21 protein-coding genes are annotated in these 20,185 nt (G+C 36.6%); 4 read left to right on the top strand and 17 right to left on the bottom strand.

The features are described 5' to 3' along the window. Positions 1 to 7: 7 nt before the first annotated feature. The 11 genes from ACOMA7_RS00405 to ACOMA7_RS00355 form a co-directional block, all read right to left on the bottom strand. Positions 8 to 487 (bottom strand): ComE operon protein 2, encoded by a 480-nt coding sequence (locus ACOMA7_RS00405; protein ID WP_034534666.1) that lies wholly within the window; start codon positions 485 to 487, stop codon positions 8 to 10. A gap of 47 nt (positions 488 to 534) precedes the next feature. Further along, a complete protein-coding gene (locus ACOMA7_RS00400; protein WP_421391291.1) occupies positions 535 to 1,200 on the bottom strand; it encodes a helix-hairpin-helix domain-containing protein in 666 nt (221 codons plus the stop codon). A 64-nt stretch (positions 1,201 to 1,264) separates the two neighbouring features. Then, entirely contained in the window at positions 1,265 to 2,314 is a 1,050-nt protein-coding gene (locus ACOMA7_RS00395) for a SepM family pheromone-processing serine protease (protein ID WP_301945525.1), read from the bottom strand. Beyond that, positions 2,314 to 2,790, bottom strand: coding sequence for a pantetheine-phosphate adenylyltransferase (gene coaD / locus ACOMA7_RS00390; RefSeq protein WP_301945526.1), 477 nt, complete (start codon positions 2,788 to 2,790; stop codon positions 2,314 to 2,316). The genes ACOMA7_RS00395 and coaD overlap by 1 nt, the downstream gene beginning before the upstream one ends. 2 nt (positions 2,791 to 2,792) lie before the next feature. After that, complete coding sequence (gene rsmD / locus ACOMA7_RS00385; RefSeq protein WP_301945527.1) at positions 2,793 to 3,350, bottom strand: 16S rRNA (guanine(966)-N(2))-methyltransferase RsmD; 558 nt, start codon at positions 3,348 to 3,350, stop codon at positions 2,793 to 2,795. Between the two features lie 13 nt (positions 3,351 to 3,363). Beyond that, positions 3,364 to 3,642 (bottom strand): DUF2129 domain-containing protein, encoded by a 279-nt coding sequence (locus ACOMA7_RS00380; RefSeq protein WP_421391288.1) that lies wholly within the window; start codon positions 3,640 to 3,642, stop codon positions 3,364 to 3,366. Between the two features lie 15 nt (positions 3,643 to 3,657). Then, positions 3,658 to 4,812, bottom strand: coding sequence for an FtsW/RodA/SpoVE family cell cycle protein (locus ACOMA7_RS00375; RefSeq protein WP_053791860.1), 1,155 nt, complete (start codon positions 4,810 to 4,812; stop codon positions 3,658 to 3,660). Between the two features lie 192 nt (positions 4,813 to 5,004). Beyond that, on the bottom strand, positions 5,005 to 6,843 hold the full coding sequence (typA, locus tag ACOMA7_RS00370) for a translational GTPase TypA (RefSeq protein WP_053792810.1): 1,839 nt from the start codon (positions 6,841 to 6,843) through the stop codon (positions 5,005 to 5,007). Positions 6,844 to 6,952: 109 nt separating this feature from the next. Further along, on the bottom strand, positions 6,953 to 7,744 hold the full coding sequence (locus tag ACOMA7_RS00365) for an inositol monophosphatase family protein (RefSeq protein WP_421391285.1): 792 nt from the start codon (positions 7,742 to 7,744) through the stop codon (positions 6,953 to 6,955). A 21-nt stretch (positions 7,745 to 7,765) separates the two neighbouring features. Next, positions 7,766 to 8,041 carry a UPF0223 family protein gene (locus ACOMA7_RS00360; protein ID WP_187291661.1) on the bottom strand — a complete coding sequence of 92 codons (276 nt, stop codon included), beginning with the start codon at positions 8,039 to 8,041 and terminating at the stop codon, positions 7,766 to 7,768. Between the two features lie 8 nt (positions 8,042 to 8,049). Next, on the bottom strand, positions 8,050 to 8,967 hold the full coding sequence (locus tag ACOMA7_RS00355; protein ID WP_421391282.1) for a Rossmann-fold NAD(P)-binding domain-containing protein: 918 nt from the start codon (positions 8,965 to 8,967) through the stop codon (positions 8,050 to 8,052). A gap of 138 nt (positions 8,968 to 9,105) precedes the next feature. Between ACOMA7_RS00355 and def the strand changes: the two genes are divergently transcribed. Further along, positions 9,106 to 9,669: a peptide deformylase gene (gene def, locus ACOMA7_RS00350; protein ID WP_034531763.1), complete on the top strand. Its 564-nt coding sequence runs from the start codon at positions 9,106 to 9,108 to the stop codon at positions 9,667 to 9,669. A gap of 31 nt (positions 9,670 to 9,700) precedes the next feature. Here def and ACOMA7_RS00345 read toward each other — a convergent pair whose 3' ends face one another. Beyond that, entirely contained in the window at positions 9,701 to 9,964 is a 264-nt protein-coding gene (locus ACOMA7_RS00345; RefSeq protein WP_301945531.1) for a hypothetical protein, read from the bottom strand. Positions 9,965 to 10,308: 344 nt separating this feature from the next. On the opposite strand from ACOMA7_RS00345, the gene ACOMA7_RS00340 reads away from it, so the two are divergent. The 3 genes from ACOMA7_RS00340 (at position 10,309) to ACOMA7_RS00330 (ending at position 13,194) form a co-directional block, all read left to right on the top strand. Continuing rightward, positions 10,309 to 10,524: a DNA-directed RNA polymerase subunit epsilon gene (locus tag ACOMA7_RS00340; RefSeq protein ID WP_054606700.1), complete on the top strand. Its 216-nt coding sequence runs from the start codon at positions 10,309 to 10,311 to the stop codon at positions 10,522 to 10,524. A 2-nt stretch (positions 10,525 to 10,526) separates the two neighbouring features. Continuing rightward, a complete protein-coding gene (gene rnjA / locus ACOMA7_RS00335) occupies positions 10,527 to 12,209 on the top strand; it encodes a ribonuclease J1 (RefSeq protein ID WP_034531767.1) in 1,683 nt (560 codons plus the stop codon). Between the two features lie 76 nt (positions 12,210 to 12,285). Further along, positions 12,286 to 13,194: a diacylglycerol/lipid kinase family protein gene (locus ACOMA7_RS00330; protein WP_054608253.1), complete on the top strand. Its 909-nt coding sequence runs from the start codon at positions 12,286 to 12,288 to the stop codon at positions 13,192 to 13,194. Between the two features lie 28 nt (positions 13,195 to 13,222). Here ACOMA7_RS00330 and arcD read toward each other — a convergent pair whose 3' ends face one another. The 5 genes from arcD to ACOMA7_RS00305 form a co-directional block, all read right to left on the bottom strand. Beyond that, entirely contained in the window at positions 13,223 to 14,650 is a 1,428-nt protein-coding gene (gene arcD, locus ACOMA7_RS00325) for an arginine-ornithine antiporter (RefSeq protein ID WP_421391277.1), read from the bottom strand. A 113-nt stretch (positions 14,651 to 14,763) separates the two neighbouring features. Further along, entirely contained in the window at positions 14,764 to 15,750 is a 987-nt protein-coding gene (locus tag ACOMA7_RS00320) for an aldo/keto reductase (RefSeq protein ID WP_054608255.1), read from the bottom strand. Positions 15,751 to 15,859: 109 nt separating this feature from the next. Further along, positions 15,860 to 16,816 (bottom strand): ribose-phosphate diphosphokinase, encoded by a 957-nt coding sequence (locus tag ACOMA7_RS00315; protein WP_053791866.1) that lies wholly within the window; start codon positions 16,814 to 16,816, stop codon positions 15,860 to 15,862. A 68-nt stretch (positions 16,817 to 16,884) separates the two neighbouring features. Further along, positions 16,885 to 19,443, bottom strand: a complete 2,559-nt coding sequence (gene recD2 / locus ACOMA7_RS00310) for an SF1B family DNA helicase RecD2 (RefSeq protein WP_421391653.1) — start codon at positions 19,441 to 19,443, stop codon at positions 16,885 to 16,887. A 25-nt stretch (positions 19,444 to 19,468) separates the two neighbouring features. Further along, a complete protein-coding gene (locus ACOMA7_RS00305) occupies positions 19,469 to 20,182 on the bottom strand; it encodes a tetratricopeptide repeat protein (RefSeq protein WP_421391274.1) in 714 nt (237 codons plus the stop codon). Positions 20,183 to 20,185 lie beyond the last annotated feature (3 nt).

The following is a 20,185-nucleotide window of genomic DNA, read 5'->3' as shown; positions in this document are numbered from 1 at the left end:
TATTAATTTATTTTGGTAAATAAGAGCTAAATTCGATTTGTTTGATTGTTTCTTCATCCAAGATTACTTGGTTCAATTCGACGTTGTTTTGTTTAATTAATGACAATGCATATTCATCATTGTGGTAGTTTCTTAGGTAGTTAATCTTTTTGATTCCCGCTTGTAATAATACTTTGGTACAAGGAAGACATGGGAAATCAGTTACATAGATTTCTGAACCATCGGTTGATTCACCGAATTTTGCACATTGAGAAATGGCGTTCATTTCTGCATGAATTGTTCTTAAGCAATGGCCGTCTCGCATGTAACACCCAACATCAATACAGTGTTCATCCCCTGCAACTGATCCGTTATAACCACCGGCAATAATACGTTTATCTCTTACGATGGTTGCTCCAACAGAAAGGCGGTTACAGGTGCCACGTGTTGAAAGTAAAACAGCTTGTAGCATGAAATATTGATCCCATGGAATTCTGTGTTTAGTCATAATTAATTACTCTCCCTCTTTTACTACTATTCATAGTATAGCAAAGTTTACACTTCTAAAGAATCTTTTAATCTTTCAAATGTCTTATCACCGAATCCACTGACCTGTTTGATTTCATCGATTGAGTGAAAACCATTGTGTTGGTTACGATAATCAATTATCTTTTGTGCTTTCTTTTCACCCACGCGATCGAGTTTTTGAAGTTCATTTAAATCTGCAGTATTCAAATTAACTTTGACGTTATTTGCAGAACTGCTGGTGGTCGTATTATTCGAACTAGCAAACGATGAACTACCAGCTGCACCCTTTTTATTAACCACGACAACATCTTGGTCGTTTAATACCTTGGCTAGGTTAACATTTTGTTCATCGGCATCCGCCTTAAAGCCGCCTGCTTCCTTGATGACGTCGGTAACACGGCTGTTGGATGGGATTTGGTAGACGCCCGGATGCTTAACCTCACCCTTAACATCAATATATAGTTCTCCCGAAGCACTACTTTGGCTTTGAGAGGACGAGGATGAAGCCACGACACTACTTTGTTCTGAATAATCGGTTGCTACGTTGTTAGAATCATTGCTGTTTTGATTCATGATTAAAATAATAACTAACCCTAAACTAAAAGCGATTAGTAATAGACCAATCAAAATTTTATATGCATGTTCATCAATTATTTCTTTTATCTGCGTTGAAAAATCTAATATCTTATTCACCGTTTCCTCCTTTCTAAAACTTAAATACGAAAAAAGGAATGTAATTTATTCAATTACATTCCTTTTATTTTATTTTCTTCAATGCATTTAAAGCATCACTGAATGAAGTTACCGGAATAACTTTCATGTTTGGTGCATACTTCTTCGCTGTTTTAACAGCAAGTTGGTAATTGGTCATATGTTGATCTTCATACTTAAGCACTTCTTTGGTTGGTTTAACGTATGGTGCTAAGAAATACTTAGCGCCAGCATCTCTGGCCGCGATAATCTTCTTATCGATTCCGCCAATTTCACCAACGTTCCCATTTTCATCAATGGTTCCAGTCCCCGCAATATTTTGCGAGTGTCTAATGTTTTGTTGAGTTAGTTGCCCATAGATTTGAAGTGAGAACATCAATCCGGCAGATGGGCCACCAACTTCACCTGGGTTAACATCAATTGGAATCTTGGTAGAAACCTGATTGTCATCAGATAAAATAATCCCAATTCCAGCTTGGTTGGTACCAGCTAGCTTATACAGTTTTCTGGTAATTTGAATTTTCTTCTTATTACGGTAAATCGTTAAGGTCATCTTTGAACCAATCTTCTTGGATTTTACATAGTCTCTAAACTGCGCAGAGCTCTTAAACTTATGCCCGTTCAAAGAAACAATGGAGTCACCAGCTTTAATTTGATTGTAGAAGTTAGACTTACTATCAACTGCCAGCACGTAGATACCACGATATTTCAAATAAACATCTTTTTTGGCGTAGTGAAAGGCATTATAAATTGCGTTATTGATTGCACTTTCCATGTAAACATTTTGCAGATTGATGTAACTTTGTTGATCTTGGTTACCAGTTACATCGCTAATGCTTTCAATTGTTTGGTGTGGATTGAACTTAGCAACAACGTATGATGCAATTGATGCTTGTGATTCACTCACCGTGGTAAACATGAATTTACCTTTGAACTTATCACTGTGTCCCTTGATTGAAACAACTGGTTTTAAATTAGGGGCTGTTCCGGGACTTTCAATATACTTTGGTAGAAATGGAATATTAACAAAAATCGCAAGTGCAGCAATTGCCACAAAGAGTGCGATTAATTTATTCCGTCTGTTATTTTTAAACATTAACTTAACTTCTCTTTCAATGCCGTAGCAACGTTTTGTGGTACATAGGGAGTAATATCTCCGCCAAAATGAGCAATTTCCTTAATTAAACTAGATGAAACAGATTGAAACTCAGGACGTGTAATCAAAAAGACTGATTCGATTGTGTTATCCAAGTTGTAGTTCATTGAAGCAATTGAGCTTTCGGCATTAAAGTCACTGGAGTTACGAAGTCCCCTGACAATTACGATTGCGCCTACCTGTTTGGCAAGATCAACTGTTAATCCGTCAGCAGAAGTAACTGAGACATTTTCAATTCCTTCAATGTTGGGTTTAATTAAACTCATTCTTTCATCATAACTAAAGACACCATTTTTACTGGTATTCTTGGCCACAGTAACGACGACCTCATCAAACATCTTACTTGCGCGCTTAATTAAGTCCAGATGTCCCTTAGTCAACGGGTCGAAGCTTCCCGGGAAGATTGCTTTTGTCATAACTATCCCCTCTTTATTCTGTAAATAGAAATAATGGTAATTCCATACTTCTTTTGTTTGACCATGTCATAACCTTCTACATCGTCTTTTAAAACAACGTTATCATCGGTTTCGCAAATGACAATTCCATCCTCATTAAGCAATTCTTTTTCCTTAATGATATGTAGTTGGTCGACCATCTTTTGGTCTTTGTATGGTGGATCCAAGAAAATGTAGTCAAACTTATCATTTTGATCAGCAAAACGATTTAATGCCATGTCTGAATCCATCTTGTAAATTCTAAAGGCATCCATTTCCTTGGTCATCATAACGTTTTCTTTGATTGTCTTGATGGCTAGATATTGGTGGTCTACCAATACCGCACTATCAATCCCTCTAGATACAGCCTCGATTGCGACCGAACCAGAACCTGCGTATAAATCTAAAAATGACCCACCATTGAAAAATGGGCCAATCATATTGAATAAGGATTCTTTCACTTTATCGGTTGTTGGTCTTGTCTTACTACCTGGCACAGGTTTAAGGCTTCGACTACCAAATTTACCTGAAACAACTCTCATTTATCCAAACTCCTTAATAATCTTCATCATCGTCAACATCTTCGAAGTCCCCTTCAAGTGATAGTTCACTGGAAAGTTGTTCGTAAGGTGTTTCTTCAATTTTCTTCACAATTTTTAAACTACTAATTTTTTCTTTAATCCAATCGTAGTTATCAGCATTTATATACATAACCACGTAGTGCATTTTTTGTGAGACATAATATATTAAGCCATATTTTTTCAATTGTCTGACTTGTTTAGTTGAATAAACATAAACAATTAGGCTTTTTCTGTTTTCGATTGTATCTGTCAAAAAATTCCCTCCACTTTAATAACGGATTCTTCTAGTTTTTTGAGTTTTTTGTTTTGCACTAATTACCAAAATCATTCCAATACACAATGCTAAGGTTAACATACTAGATCCCCCATAACTAATGAATGGGAAAGTAACCCCGGTGATTGGTAGTAAACCAATTACCCCACCGACGTTGAAGTATGCTTGAACTAACATGTATGTTCCAACACCATAACAAATTAAAGTATCGTATGTATCGTTGGAACGAATACCTAGTTGGAATGCTCTAACAATAATTGTAAGTAATAGGAATAGGATGAACAATACCCCAATTAGTCCTAATTCTTCGGCGATAATCGCCATGATAAAGTCGGTATTTGGTTCAGGTAGGTACCCAGTCTTTTGAATACTGTTTCCTAAACCAACACCAAAGATTCCACCATTACTTAATGCGTAGTAAGAATTAACCAATTGTTGTCCAATTCCGTTGGCGTATTTAAACGGATTACTGTAAGCGGTGATACGTTGGATTTGGTAAATACTTGTTCCGTCTTTAAATACAAAGGATAAGATTTTTAGTGATATCCATCCGAATAATAATCCAGCAGATGTAAGTAATGTTGCACCTCGCCAATTAACTCCGGATCCAAATAGGATTGCAAACATAATTGCTAAGTTAATAACGGTACCACCCAAGTCGGGCTGGATAAAAACTAAGAACAACATAACAAAAATCGAAAAAACTTGGACATGTGTTCTTGATTTTTCACCGTTAATGATTCCTTCTTCTCGAGAAGATAAAAATTGAGCCATTCTCAAGATAATATATACCTTGGCAACTTCGGCTGGTTGCACATGTAAAGGACCGATTGGAATCCATCCGGCAGAACCGTTAACTGAATGTCCAAATGCCTTTAACAAGATCAAGGCAATAAACAATACGACAAAGAAGATTCCTAAAAACTTAGCTTTTCTGACGAATTGATTATTCCCCGCCAAACAAATCAGAATAATCACTAAACTGACTACCACAAACATACTTTGTTTGATTAAGTATCCAGTAGGTGTCCCACCAATTTGCGTTGCAACGTTTGAACTTGCTGAATAGACCATAATTATTCCAATTACAGATAGTAGTAGAAATGGAACGAATATGTAGTAGTCCATTGCATTAATATTAAATTTCATTCTTTTCCAGTGCTCTGATATATGCCACTTGTGCCAATACTCGGCGATTTTGCGTATCATATTTTTACATCTCCAACGTAACCTTTTAATATAACTAACATTATAGCATATCTACACTATTTGCTTTAGTATTTTAAAGACAACAAAAAAGGATGGACAAAATGTCCATCCTTTTTATTAAACGCTAAAGTATTAGCTGTTGTGACGCTTGCGCTTAGCTTGCTTTTCACGTTCGTTAGTGTTTAGAATTTCTTTTCTTAGACGAACGTTTTCTGGAGTTACTTCACAAAGTTCATCTTCGTTCAAGAATTCTAGTGATTCTTCTAGAGTTAAGTGTTGTGGCTCCTTAATCTTAGCAGTTTCATCCTTAGCAGAAGCACGAACGTTAGTCATTTGCTTACCCTTAGTGATGTTAACTGAGATATCGTTGTCACGACTGTTCTTACCAACGATCATACCTTCGTATACTTCAGTACCTGGATCTACGAAGATAGTACCACGGTCTTCGATACCCATAGTAGCGTAAGTAGTAGTCTTACCTTCGTTAATTGAAACTAAGGCACCGTTTCTTCTACCTGGGTTCCAGTTCTTGATAACTGGTTGGTAACTATCGAATGTGTGGTTCATGATACCGTAACCACGAGTGATTGATAGGAATTCAGTTGAGTAACCGATTAAACCACGAGAAGGTGCAAGGAATGTCAAACGAGTTTGGCCGTTTCCAACACTTTCCATGTTTTGCATGTTACCTTTTCTTTCAGATAATGTTTGGATGATAGTACCTGAGTATTCGTCAGGAGTATCGATTTGAACTGATTCGAATGGTTCACATTGTTGACCATCCACTTCTCTAATAATAACTTGTGGACGAGAAACTTGTAGTTCGTAACCTTCACGTCTTAAGTTTTCAATTAAGATTGATAAGTGAAGTTCACCACGACCAGATACAGTCCATGAACCTGGTTGGTCAGTTTCTTCAACACGTAGAGAAACATCAGTGTGTAATTCTCTTTCTAGACGGTCTTGTAGTTGACGAGCAGTAACAAACTTACCTTCTTTACCAGCAAATGGTGAAGTGTTTGTACCGAAAGTCATTTGTAGAGTTGGTTCGTCAATTCTTAGGATTGGTAGAGCTTCTTGGTTTGATGGATCTACAACAGATTCACCAACGTTGATTTCTTCCATACCTGAAACGGCGATTAAGTCACCAGCTTTAGCTTCTGTGATATCTAATTTCTTTAGACCAAAGAATCCCATAAGCTTTGTAACACGGAAGTTTTGAGTTGAACCATCAAGCTTCATAACAGTAACGTTATCCCCAACCTTGATAGTACCTCTAAATACACGACCAATACCGATACGACCAACGAAGTCATCATAATCAAGCATAGCAACTTGGAATTGTAATGGTTCGTCTGAGTTGTCGATAGGAGCAGGAATAGCCTTGATGATAGTGTCAAATACAGGCTTCATAGTGTGTTCTTGAGTTGATAGGTCTTCATCGTAACTTGAAGTACCGTTCATAGCTGAAGTGTAGATAACAGGGAAGTCTAGTTGTTCATCATCAGCACCTAATTCGATGAATAGGTCTAATACTTCATCAACTACTTCACTAGGACGTGAACCTGGACGGTCAACCTTGTTAATAACAACAACTGGAGTTAGGTGTTGGTCTAAAGCTTTCTTTAAAACGAAACGAGTTTGTGGCATAGTTCCTTCAAAAGCATCAACAACTAGTAGAACACCATCAACCATTCGCATGATACGTTCAACTTCTCCACCGAAGTCAGCATGTCCTGGTGTATCCAAGATGTTAATTTGTTTGTCTTGGTATCTAACGGCAGTATTCTTTGAAAGGATTGTGATACCACGTTCCTTTTCAATATCGTTAGTATCCATGGCACGATCATCAATTTGAACGTGTTCGTCTAAAGTATCTGATTGCTTTAGTAATTCGTTAACCAAAGTTGTCTTACCGTGGTCAACGTGGGCAATAATAGCAATATTTCTAATATCGTCTCTTGTCTTCATTATTAGTTTCCTTCCCTTCGAAGCATAAATATTTGTTTCTTTAATACTTAGCAACTCGGACCAAGTTTATTACATTAAATAATTAAATTTGCATAAAAAAACTGTGACATCAGTCACAGTCAGAACCGTACTTAACAATATTAAGTATGTCCTTTTGTGCAATCTTCGTCGCTACCAATACAATGTCTGATGATACCACATCAATTATATTTCCGTCAATATCAGACACCTTAATACCAAGCGTATCACAAAGCACTTTTCCAGCTGCTATGTCCCATGGCTTTAAAGTAGAAATATATCCCACTAGTTCGCCCTTTAAGACGGCAATAATCTGGATGCCGGCACTACCATATATTCTGGCACCTTCACTGGCTTTAGAGATTGCTTGCATGTTTTTCTCATTATTTATTAATAAAGGTCCACTCAATCCCATTAATCCTTCTGATAAAGAAATATCTCCTGGTGGATTAATTTGGGTATCATTTTCATAAACTTTACCATCCCAATTGTGATAAAGTTTGTCATTCATAACGTCTAAAATATAGCCGAGCTCTTCTTTACCATCGATGTATAAAGATAACATTATCGCAAAATGATTATGTTGCTTTACAAAGTTCATTGTTCCATCAATTGGATCAACTATCCATACGTGGCCATCTAGATTGGTAACATCATCCCCAAAGCCCTCTTCACCTAAAATGTGAGCCTCTGGATCAAATTCCCTAATCTTTTTGATAAAGAACTGTTCGTTTGATTTATCGACATCGGTAACTAAATCAGTTCGACTAGACTTAGTGGAAACATCATGAATCTGATTAAGTGAACTAACGGTAAATTCACGAATTTCTTTAAACCAAGACTGAATTGCCTCGTCTGCTTTTTTTAACCATAAATCATTCATACATATCTTCCTTAAAACAAATTACATTCTTATGTTTTTAGTCTTAGCCTTAGTGGCTGCTTGAAAGGTTCTATAAATGCTGTAATCGGAGATGCTTTGAAAATCACGGTCAATTTGCTTTTGTTCCATCTTAGCAGGATTAATCTCTCTAAAACGGTTGTATAGCTTGACTACCTTTTCAGCATTAACACCATTGGCGTCTTCGTATGCACTTTCTACAGCATTATATAAGGCCATCATGTCCATTAATTCTTCTTTGGACCAATCAGGAAAAATTGGATAAGAATAGTTATTCATAATCATTCCTACTTACTTTCTAAAATTTCATCAATTATTTCATTAGTGTATTGTTTGGCATCATCGAAAGCTTGTTTTTCTTTGTCAGATAATACTAATTCTACAGTTGGAACCAATCCGGTTTGGCTCAACATGATTGGTTCACTGGTCACTGCTATTTTACCATCTATTTGACTAACATGTCCTACACTTGCTAAACACGAGTTACCCATGTAAAAGGCATCCAAGATCACTCCAATTGCCTTTGCCTGGATTACTTCGTCACAAGGTGTGTCAGATTTATTGATGATTTCTTCTGCTTTGGTGAAGATTTCAGTGCTAAACATATTGTTAGGGTTGGCTAGGTAGGCCAAAATTGGTGATTGACCAATGTATGCGCGACTCCATGAGATTAAGTTCTTGGATTCACTACCTAATACACTGACGTTAATATCGGATAAACTGATATCAAAGTAACGACGTAGTGCGTGTTTTAATAGTAATGTCTTTGCTAGCATCCCTGTTGATACAACCTTGTTATTTTCTTTACCGGAAAACTTGGTTGCAAAGTATGCGAAGACTTCATCATGAAAACCATTAACAATAATCTTTCCGCTAAACCCTTCCTTAATAACTTGATTTAGTGACTTTCTAAAGTGATCTAAGTAAGGTGATAAGAATGAAGTAACTTCGCTTTTTTCTTCAACTGTTTCCTTTGGAAAATCATATAGGTACATGTACCCGTAAAAGTCATGATAATCCATTTTGTCATCCGCTAATTTGACTTCAAAATGTTCACATAGCAAATTGGATTGAAGTTGATTGATAAAATCATTCATCTTTAAATTTGCGATAGTTAGGTTAACTGGATAATCCACTAAAATCATGAATTCGATTAGTGATTCAATTCTTCGCTGCTCTCCATCAACTACCAAATTAGTTTTCATAATGAGCCTCCGTTTAATTTAGTATCTGTAATTATACCATTTTCTAAAAATAAGCAACTCTTATGTATCATATTAGTATCATATAATTTCCGTTATTATGTTATAATACAATAATAAACTTTTTGGGAGGTCATTTAAGTGATACTAATGAAAGACATCGTTCGCGATGGAAATAAAGTATTAAGACAACAAGCTAAACAAGTTAAATTCCCACTTAGCGCGGAAGATAAAAAATTAGCTGAAGACATGATGGAATATCTTGAAGTAAGTCAAGATCCTGAACTTTGTGCCAAATATAAATTAAGAGCTGGAGTTGGTCTAGCTGCACCTCAAGTTGGTGTATCAGAAATGATGGCTGCTGTACTAGTGCCAAACGACTTTGAAGGTGAAGGCGAACCAATCTTTAAGGATGTCATTATCAACCCTGTCATCCTATCAAGCTCAGTTCAAAGATGTGCTATCACTGAAGGTGAAGGCTGTCTATCAGTTGACGAAGACGTCCCCGGCTTCATTCACCGTGCTGCTAGAATTACCCTTAAGTATCAAGACGTTGAAGGTACTGAACACACAGTTAGACTTAAAAACTATCCTGCGATTGTTTGCCAACACGAAATTGATCACTTACACGGAACTCTATTCTACGATCACGTTGATAAAGAAAACCCATTCTCAAAAGTGGACAATGACTTGTTCATCGAATAATCAAAAAAGACCTAACATTCTGTTAGGTCTTTTAATTTACCTTATTTAATTGGCGCATATCTAACACGTACTCATACGTCGCTGCATTTAATAGGTATGCTAAATCGACGTGGACTTGATTGTCCCTCACAAACGAATCGGTTAACACCACTTCATGGTTAAACCTTTTCGATTGATTTGCTTCGTTAATTGATTCTTTAATTTGATTGATTAGTTCATCGTTTAATTCGTCAGTTTGGCACTTAGAAATCACATATTCGAACGCGTAGATGTTTCTTCCCCAAATATTGGACAAATCATGAACTTCTATAATTTCATTTTTTCCCTTTTCTAAGAGGTTATTAACTAATCCATTTAATATTTTTAATGTTTGATTGTGACCTTTGTCAATTGGTCGTGTAATGAAGAAATAATGGATCAAATTGTACGCTATAACAGCGACAATAAAGCCAATTACAATTTCTACAAAAAGTGGCAAAATCATCGCCTCCTTGTAAATATTATCTGATTTTATTCTATCATTTTATCAAATTATTGGTTACTATACTTATCATTATTAATATGATAAAATTAAAAACAATTAGATGTGTATTACACAATCGATCGGTAAAAAAAACATAGAAGGAGATTTTAATTTTTATGATATTTAAAGTTTTATACCAAGAAGATACTAAGGCTAATCCTAAGAGAGAATTCACAAAATCACTTTATCTAGACTGTGATACAGAAGTTGAAGCAAGAGAACTTGTTGACAAGAACACTGATCACAACATTGAATTTATTGAACCTCTTGAAGGTAATCACTTGGCTTACGAACAAAAGAGCCCAGATTTTAAAATTACGGAGTTTAAATAATTATGAACAAACTAAACGTCAAAAATAACGAAACAGCTATTTATGGCGTTGGTGGACTTGGTGAAATTGGAAAAAACACTTACGGTGTTCAATTTCAAGATGAAATCATCTTAATCGATGCAGGGATTAAATTCCCAGAGGATGATTTATTAGGGGTCGACTACGTTATCCCTGATTATCAATACCTAGTAAAAAACAAGGACAAAATCAAAGCATTAGTTATCACCCACGGACATGAAGATCATATCGGTGGTGTTCCATACCTAATCCGCGATTTAAATGTTCCCATTTACGCTGGTCCATTGGCGTCAGCATTAATCAAGAACAAGTTAGAAGAACATGGATTATTGAGAAGTACTGAAATTCATGAAATTAATCCACAAACCGTCTTAAAGTTTAACAAGACAAAAGTTTCATTCTTCCGTACAACCCACTCAATTCCTGACACTTTGGGAATCGCGGTTCATACCCCTTCTGGAGTGATTGTCGAAACCGGGGATTACAAGTTTGATTTGACCCCTGTTACGAGACAGCCGCCTGATTTACAAGAAATGGCAAGATTGGGACGCGAAGGTGTCCTATGTCTAATGTCGGATAGCACAAACGCTGAACGACCTGTTTGGACTAAGTCAGAAAGTTGGATTGGTTCTGCAGTTGAACACATCTTTGATGAAGAAACTGGAAGAATCATCTTTGCGACTTTCGCATCAAATATTTCAAGAATTAAGACAGCTTGTGACGCTGCTCTAAGACATGGTAGAAAGATTGCTGTTTTCGGAAGAAGTATGGAAGCTGCAATTGTTAATGGACAAGAATTAGGATACTTAAACGTTCCTGATGGTACATTCGTTGACGCTTCAGAATTACAATCTCTTCCAGCCGAAAAGACCCTTATCTTATGTACAGGTTCTCAAGGTGAAACTATGGCTGCCCTTTCCAGAATTGCTAATGGTACTCATAGACAAATCGCAATCCAACCAAATGATACTGTAGTATTCTCAAGTAACCCAATTCCTGGTAACAAGGTTAGTGTTAACCGTGTTATCAACGAATTGGAAGAAGCTGGTGCTAAAGTTATTCATGGTAAGATTAACAAGATCCATACATCTGGTCACGGTGGACAAGAAGAACAAAAGCTTATGCTTAGTTTAATGAAACCAAAATACTTCATGCCTATTCACGGTGAATTCAGAATGTTAAAAATTCATACTGAACTAGCGGAACAATGTGGTGTTCCAATGGAAAACAGTTTCATTATGAAGAATGGTGATGTCTTAGCACTAACTAAGGATTCAGCTAGAATTGCTGGTCACTTCGCTGCCGGAGATGTTTACATTGATGGTAACGGAATTGGTGATATCGGAAACGTTGTTTTACGTGACCGTCAACTATTATCTGAAGAAGGACTAGTTGTGGTAGTCGCTACAATTAACCTAAAAGATCAAGAAATTCAATCTGGTCCTGACTTACTATCCAGAGGTTTCGTATATATGAGAGAGTCTGGTCAATTACTAGACGAAGGAAGACGATTAGTATTTAGAACTATTCGTCGTGCTATGCGTAACAAGAATGCCAACGAATCAAGCATCAGAAACGCTATCATCGATGATTTACAAGAATTCTTATATAATAAGACCGAAAGACATCCTTTGATTTTACCAATGTTAATTATGAATAAAAAATAATTTCAAATTGATGCTTATTAAAAACGAATTCTTAATTGAATTCGTTTTTATTTTTACATAGAAAGGAGTATTTAAGTTGAACACTGATTATTTAGTCATCTTCAATCCAGTGGCTAATAAAAGAAGAGCTAAACATCAATGGCCCGAAATTAAAAAGCAATTAGACGCAAACGATATTAAGTACCGTCTAAAAATTACTAGACGCCCTCTTCACTGCGTATCCATTATTTCGCATTATTTAGTTACATCATTTAGAAGTGACTCATTACCTAAGGCCATTATTGTGATTGGTGGAGATGGAACAGTTCATGAAACCATCGAAGGCATTCATGCTGCTCAATCAAAGAATGAATCAATTCCAAACGTACCCGTATTGATTATTCCAACCGGAGCTAACAATAACTTCTACACCCACATGAAGCAACAACATAACATGAATAATAACTTCATTGAACAAATCAAAAATCATCATGTTGAAAATCATGAAATTGGTTTGTTCGATGAACACATTAAAAAACAACGTGGTATCTTCTTAAACAATTTGGGAATTGGTTTAGATGCCAACGTCTTCAATCTAAAAAACAATTTCATTTCACATAAGATCAACTTAAAGACCAGAATCGAATACTACCTTTCAATCTTCCCTACTATCTACAACTTAAGCACATTCCCTGTAGATATTAAGGCTAACGGTGAAAAACATAAGATTAAAAAGGCATTCATGGTGACTGCTTTAAATCATGACAATGATAATGACATTGAATTACTAGTCTTAACTAGAAAAAACATTTTCCAACTATGCTACGTAATCATGCGTGTGTTATTCAAACGTGAATTAAAAGTTAAGTCTGCTTTTAGAATTAGAAGCGATAACATTCATGTTGAAATTCCATCTTTGGAATACGCTCATGCCGATGGTGAAACATTGGGAAGCCGCTTTTACGATATCGAATACCGTAAAACAAAATATCCATTTATATACTAAAAAAAGAGTGATATTAATCACTCTTTTTTTATATGGTAATTCCACCAGTAACTAGTTCGTAAATAGCGATGATGGCTAAAATAACCAATGCAATCGCTAATAATCTTTCTAGTTTGGTAAAAATACGATCTTTTTTATTATCAACCTTTTGTAGGTAGCAATAAGCTGGTAGCCCTGCTGCAAACAAGATGGTGGTCAATAGAATGTAGTTTAATCCAGCCGCATAAATCAACCAAATGGAATATGCACTGGCGATAATTCCAAGAATTAAATTACGTCTACGGTCGCTAGCACCCTTATCAAGGTAAGAATACTTAACTTGGTATAATGCTGAAAACGCATAAGGAATTAATACAGCTGAACTTGAAATTGATAGGAACAAGTTGTAAGCACTTGATGCTAGGAAGAATGAAACCATGAATAATTCAACCAATACGTTAGTAAAGATTAGTGAATTAACTGGGGTTCCGTTCTTGTTTTCCTTAGCAAAGAATTTTGGAAATGATCCAACCTTTGCAGCTTCGTATGGAACTTCCGCAGCAAACATTGTCCATGATAACCATGCACCCAATACGGCAATGATTAATCCAATGTTTACGATGATGGCACCCCACTTACCCATGACGTGTTGTAATAAATCTGCCATGGCTGGTTGACCCAATTGTGATAATTGAGCTTGGTGCATAACACCAAATGAAAGTAATGTTACCAACATGTAAATCATGGTTACGGCAACAATTCCAAGAACTGTTGCTCTACCAATGTCTTTTCGTTTCTTAGCGTATCCTGAGAAGATTACCGCCCCTTCGATACCTGAGAATACGAAGACAGTAACTAGCATTGTACTCTTAACTTGTCCCAACATATCTGAGAAGTTAAATGGTTTACCATGCATTAACCAGAAGTCGCTAGTAAATACATTTAGTTTGAATGCAGTAATCATAATAATGATAAACAAGAAGATTGGAATCAACTTGATAATAGTAATAATTGTGTTAATAAATGATGCTGAATGAATTCCCCTTAACACAAGGAAGTGGCCACCCCATAGAATAATGGTAGCAGCAATAAATGATACTAAATTATGGCCGTTATCAAAGATTGGGAAGAAGTAAGTTAGTGAACTCATCAATAGAGTTGCGTAACTAATGTTTCCTAACCAAACTGATAACCAGTATCCCCATGCAGAGTTAAAACCGATATAGTGACCAAATCCAGCATCTGCGAAACTGTAAATTCCAGCTTGTAAATCTGGTCGTTTGTTAGTTAAATTTTGAAATGTGAATGCTAAACAAAGCATCCCAATGGCTGTGATAATCCAACCAACTATCACTGACCCAACACCAGCTTGTGATGCCATGTCGTGCATAAGGTTGAAGATTCCTCCACCAATGATTGAACCAATAACTAAACCAATTAGTTCCGTTAAATTCAGTTTTTTAGCGGAATCCTTCATTCTATCTCTCCTTTTTTAAACGATTGAAAACAATTTACTATTATAACGCATTTAAACCATGTTTGTCATATAAAAAAGGAGCAGTCTTTTACGACTGCTCCTCTTTTTTTAATTTATTTTTTCAAAATTTCGTTGATACGTGTTAATTCATCTTCGGTGAAGTCTAGGTTATCTAAAGCCTTTAGGTTTGAATCTAAATGCTTAGGATCAGATGCACCAGTAACAACACTTGTTACCACTGGGTCGTGTAATAACCAAGCTAAACTCATTTGAGCTAGTGTTTGGTCTCTGTTCTTAGCCAATTCATTTAATTGGTTTAAACGGTTTACAACTTCATCCTTGTTTTCCATCATGAAACTGTTAGTAAAGTGAAGTTTCAAGTCATCAGGTAATCCATTTAGATACTTGTCAGTTAGGATTCCTTCAGCCAATGGACCGTAAGCAACTAAACCGTCGTTATTTTCTTTTAACGCATCGATAGTGCCGTCTGTTTCAGCAGAACGGTTTAACATGTTGTATGATGCTTGGTTAACAACGAATGGTGTGTGTAATTCCTTGAAGTACTTAATGATTTCGCGGGTTTGTTCACCATTGTAGTTAGAGATACCAACATATAACGCTTTACCAGATCTAACAGTACTGTCCAATGCTTCGGCAGTTTCTTCTAGACTAGTGTTTGGGTCAAAACGGTGACTGTAGTAAATATCTACGTAGTCTAGACCCATTCTTTCTAGTGATCTGTCCAATGCGGCAATCAAAGTCTTTCTAGCTGAGAATGAACCGTATGGTCCAGGCCACATGTGGTAACCAGCCTTAGTAGTAATCACTAGTTCATCACGATATGGCTTCAAGTCATTCTTGTAGACTTGACCAAACATTCTTTCAGCTGCTCCTGAACCAGGTCCGTAGTTATTTGCTAAATCATAACTAAAGATTCCTTTATCAAAAGCATTTAGCATTACTTCGCGACTGTCCTTAAAGTTGGCGTCGTCACCGAAGCTATGCCACATTCCAAATGATAATGCGGGTAATTGTAAACCGGAGTTTCCGGCTCTTCTGATTTTCATATTATCGTATCGTTCATCTGAAGCTTTATACATTTTAAACACCTCAATTTTCATAATACTACATCTATATTTTAAATATTATTGTCCTTCAAAGCAAGAAAACAAGTAAACAAAAAAGCCCACCCAATCACGGGTGAACTTTCTATCTAAATAATTTACCAACAGATTTATTGTTATGAATACGTAAAATTGCCTTACCCATTAAATCTGCTACAGACACGATGTCTAATTTATCAATTTTCTTTTCGTCACTGATGTAAACTGAATCGGATACAATCACCTTTTTGATTGGTGATTCTTCGATACGTTTAATTGCATCCCCAGCAAAGATACCGTGTGTAGTAACAAGGTATACTGCTGAAGCACCATTCTTGGCTAAAACGTTTGCTGCTTTTACCGCACGTGAAGCAGTATCAATCATGTCATCAGCCACAATGGCCACCTTGTCCTTAACATCACCAATGATGAATGTTGGAATGTGCGCATCATTTTCAGGATCTCTGTTATCAATAATTGCAATTGGTGCATCGATTAATCCTGCAAAACCTCTGGCTCTTCCCACTCCACCATGATCCGGTGAAACGACAACGGCGTTATCTAAATCGTAGTTTTCTAACATGTGCTTAGCCATTAACTTATCAGCCTTTAGATTATCAACTGGTTTGTTGAAGAAACCTTGGATTTGAGCGGCATGTAAATCAAGAGTTAACACACGGTCAATTCCAGCTCTTTCTAATACACGTGCGATTAACTTGGCAATGATTGCCTTTCTTTCACGCTTCTTAGCAGAGTGTCTAGCATAACCATAATATGGAATAATCACATTAATAGATTTTGCACTAGTTCTTCTAACAGCATCAATCATGATGAATAATTCCATGATATTCGCGTTAATTGGTTCACTTAGTGATTGAATGATGTATACGGCATCCCCACGGATACTTTCATCAATTTTGATTTGAATTTCGCCATCACTAAAACGATTAATTGTTGCTTCACCAAGCTTAAGTCCACAAGTTTGGGCAATCTTTTCTGCTAACGGTCTGTTAGAACTTAAGGAAAAGATTTTCATATTTTTATTATCCATTGACTCCACCATGAAAGTGCTCCTCTCGAGTTCTTTTAATGCTTAAATTTTACCACAAAAACTATAAATTGATATAACAATTATGGTTTGATTCCGTGCATCCCAATCATCGGATCAACCTGATTCAATAAAATCATGTCCTTAGTTAAGCGATATGATTTTGGTTTATCATCGAATGTTGCCTCGTCAAAAGGTGATTCCTCATCTTCATCAGTTGCCACATTGTTTTGCGTAGTATCTGAAACTGCATCATCTTTAGGTGCTTCCACCGGTTTATTATCAACAGGTGTTTCTGCCTTCTTTTCTTCAGCAACTTCTTTAACGATGCTGCTTTGGTCGTTGACAGATGTTGTCACTGGTTTGACTTCACCATCCAACAATGATTGAATGCGTTGCATCAAACTAGTATTTCTGTTGTCAGATTCACTTTGAGCACATGATAGGAATGAATTGTAATCCCCAATCATAATCAAGGTATCACTGGCACGGGTAATCGCTGTGTACAACAAGTTCTTCTTCAACATCTTGGTAAATTGAGGAACAATTGGCAAGATGACCATCTTAAATTCGCTACCTTGAGCCTTATGGATGGTTGTACAGTAGGCCAATGTGATTTGAATCCAATCTTTACGTTGATAAGTTACTTCACTTTGATCAAAGGCGACCGTAATCTTATCTTGGCTTTGCTTACTACCCTTTTCAATATCAATAATTTGACCAATATCACCATTGAAAACATTATCCTCTGGACTATTTACCAGTTGTAAAATCTTGTCGCCCAAACGGTAATGAATGCCACGATATTCGACCTGGTTATCGGTGTTGTTAGGATTCATGATTTGTTGAATAACTTCGTTTAAATGATTAACTCCTGCGTTACCACGATACATTGGTGATAAGACCTGAATGTCTGTTGCACTGAATCCCTTTTGTTTAGCGCGCTTTACAATTTGTTCAATCACAGAACTCATTTGGTTAGCGTTACATGGAATAAAGCTACGGTCTGATTGCTTATCATTAAAGTCATCAGGTAGTTTTCCTTGTTGAATACTGTGAGCTAACGGAATGATGGTTGAGTTGCTATCTTGACGGTAAATGGTGGTCAATTGCATGCTATCAATTCTCTTTGAATTCAATAAATCAGTGAAGACCTGACCTGGTCCAACTGATGGCAATTGATCCTTATCACCAACAAAGACAACCTTCATTTGGTTTGGAATAGCGCGTACTAACGCTCTGAATAAGAAGGTATCAACCATCGACATTTCATCAACGATTAACAAGCCACCCTCGATGTCTTGGGTACCTTCATCACTATCTTCATAACCGTTTAATCCAAGTAAACGGTGAATAGTACTGGCGGGAATTCCTGTGGTTTCCTGCATTCTCTTCGCAGCTCGACCGGTTGGTGCTGCTAAAAGAATTGGAAATTCACGTTCCTTGTACTTGTTAATATCCAAGGATAAGTCATTTAAATAAGCGTACAAGTAAATGATTCCCTTGATGATAGTGGTCTTCCCAGTTCCGGGACCACCAGTTAATAGGAACATTTGTGACTTGATGGCTTGTTTTAACGCATTGGTTTGTGATTCGTCATAGCTAATATTTAGTTTCTTTTCGATTAAACGAATCTTCTTATCAATTGTCTCGTCATCAAATTTCTTAACGACCGGATTCTTGATAATTCGACTGATGTGTTCGGCAATGCGCCATTCATCATCATATAATTCCTTTAAGTAAACACGGTCTTCTTCACCAACAATCTTTTGGTTCTTTGCTAGCTCTAAAAATTGAGCGGATAAGTCTTCACCACTAACTGGTTCAGCATTACCGTTATTCAATAATTTTAGCGTTTCTTCGAGGATTGGACCAGTTTGAGTGTAAGTATCCCCATTACGTAAAGAAAGCGTCTTAAGGGCTGAAATTAGCCCCGCACGAATTCTTCCAGGATTGTTTGCAGACATCCCCATTTGTTTGGCAATATCGTCGGCCTTTTTAAAACCAACACCGTCGATATCTTCAACCAACTTGTATGGGTTTTCCTGGATTATCTTTAAGGTGTCACCCTTGTACTTGTTATAGATTGCAGAAGATAGACTGCTTCCGAACCCATAACTGTTTAATCCAATAATCACCTGTTCCATCCCATTGTTCTTGTTTAATGTTTCTAGCACAGTTGATTTTTGTTTGTCGGATAATCCAGCTCGATCCAATAATGAGTTGTTCTCCAACACGTCTGAAATTAGATTGGTGCCCAAAGCATCCACCATTCTTTTTGCGGTTTGCTTACCAACTCCCGGAAAATTGTCACCAGATAAGTATTCCACTAGTCCCTCTTTTGAAGTTGGAACAGTGCTCTGATAGTTATCTGATTTGAATTGCTTTCCATACTTGGGATGGTCGACTAATTCACCATAAAATTGATATTCGCTTTCTTCAGCGATATCCGCAAAATTACCAGTAATTACAATTTCATCTTCATGCCAATCTGAAATATTTGTTTCAGAAATTTTTACCAATAGCACCTTAAAGAAGCTATCGGGACTTTCAAAGAAAGTAGCCGCAACTTTACCTTTTATAAATAGCTCTTGATTGTCTTCAATATGTTCGTCATTGTCGTCTATTGAGAACAAATTCATTGATTCTGCCACGGCCTATCTCCCCTTATTTTTTACCATTTTTTACTTGAATAAACTTTTCGATATCTGTTAGACGTTTTTGACCCTTTTCAAAGTACTTAGGATCTTCTCGCTTGGCAACTTCAAAGTATTGATTAAAGTCTTCTTCCAATACCATTGCGACGATTCCACGGTCAAAGTTGGCCTTCCCGTCCTTGGGTTTAGCTTGTAGTACTTTGTCATAGAATTCTGCTGCTTCACTGAAGTTTCCTAAGGCTAATAAGCTACTTGCTAGGAGGTAGTTTATTTCTGGGTCTTGTCTTCTAAAACCTTGTGCGGTTAGCGCAAATACGACCGCTTTTTTGTAATCTTCCTTAGCCATGTAGCTTTGTGCCAACATGATGTAAGCATCAGTCTTCATGTCACCGTCAGATAGGTTGTTAAATTGTTCAATCGCCTTATCGTATTCTCCCGCTGCATAGTAAACATTACCTAGTCCGTATACCAAAGTTTCTTTGGCCTTCTTACTTCTGTCAGCGAATAGACCTAAGGCTTTCATCATTAGTTCTTCGGCTTGGGTGTAGTTATGTAATTGAACTAAAAAACTTCCTAAGTCGTAGTAGGTACGGTAATCATCTGGATGATTATCAATATCTTCAACTAATTTATGAAGAGTTTCATCGGCTTTTTTTTGTTGTTCTTCGCGTTTCTTTTCAACAGCTTGTTGCTTTTCTTTAATTTCTTCAGACTTTTGATCCATTTT

This window comes from Apilactobacillus intestinapis, assembly GCF_049166695.1.
In the GTDB taxonomy this organism is placed as follows: Bacteria; Bacillota; Bacilli; order Lactobacillales; family Lactobacillaceae; genus Apilactobacillus; species Apilactobacillus kunkeei_C.
This window is presented reverse-complemented; position numbering and strand designations above follow the sequence as displayed.

Bases quoted from the DNA above. Each gene is read 5' to 3' on its own strand.
- ACOMA7_RS00405 (WP_034534666.1), bottom strand. From the start codon at position 487: ATGACTAAACACAGAATTCCATGGGATCAATATTTCATGCTACAAGCT.
- ACOMA7_RS00395 (WP_301945525.1), bottom strand. From the start codon at position 2,314: ATGTTTAAAAATAACAGACGGAATAAATTAATCGCACTCTTTGTGGCA.
- coaD (WP_301945526.1), bottom strand. From the start codon at position 2,790: ATGACAAAAGCAATCTTCCCGGGAAGCTTCGACCCGTTGACTAAGGGA.
- rsmD (WP_301945527.1), bottom strand. From the start codon at position 3,350: ATGAGAGTTGTTTCAGGTAAATTTGGTAGTCGAAGCCTTAAACCTGTG.
- ACOMA7_RS00375 (WP_053791860.1), bottom strand. From the start codon at position 4,812: ATGAAATTTAATATTAATGCAATGGACTACTACATATTCGTTCCATTT.
- typA (WP_053792810.1), bottom strand. From the start codon at position 6,843: ATGAAGACAAGAGACGATATTAGAAATATTGCTATTATTGCCCACGTT.
- ACOMA7_RS00365 (WP_421391285.1), bottom strand. From the start codon at position 7,744: ATGAATGATTTATGGTTAAAAAAAGCAGACGAGGCAATTCAGTCTTGG.
- ACOMA7_RS00360 (WP_187291661.1), bottom strand. From the start codon at position 8,041: ATGAATAACTATTCTTATCCAATTTTTCCTGATTGGTCCAAAGAAGAA.
- ACOMA7_RS00355 (WP_421391282.1), bottom strand. From the start codon at position 8,967: ATGAAAACTAATTTGGTAGTTGATGGAGAGCAGCGAAGAATTGAATCA.
- ACOMA7_RS00340 (WP_054606700.1), top strand. From the start codon at position 10,309: ATGATATTTAAAGTTTTATACCAAGAAGATACTAAGGCTAATCCTAAG.
- rnjA (WP_034531767.1), top strand. From the start codon at position 10,527: ATGAACAAACTAAACGTCAAAAATAACGAAACAGCTATTTATGGCGTT.
- arcD (WP_421391277.1), bottom strand. From the start codon at position 14,650: ATGAAGGATTCCGCTAAAAAACTGAATTTAACGGAACTAATTGGTTTA.
- ACOMA7_RS00320 (WP_054608255.1), bottom strand. From the start codon at position 15,750: ATGTATAAAGCTTCAGATGAACGATACGATAATATGAAAATCAGAAGA.
- ACOMA7_RS00315 (WP_053791866.1), bottom strand. From the start codon at position 16,816: ATGGTGGAGTCAATGGATAATAAAAATATGAAAATCTTTTCCTTAAGT.
- recD2 (WP_421391653.1), bottom strand. From the start codon at position 19,443: ATGAATTTGTTCTCAATAGACGACAATGACGAACATATTGAAGACAAT.
- ACOMA7_RS00305 (WP_421391274.1), bottom strand. From the start codon at position 20,182: ATGGATCAAAAGTCTGAAGAAATTAAAGAAAAGCAACAAGCTGTTGAA.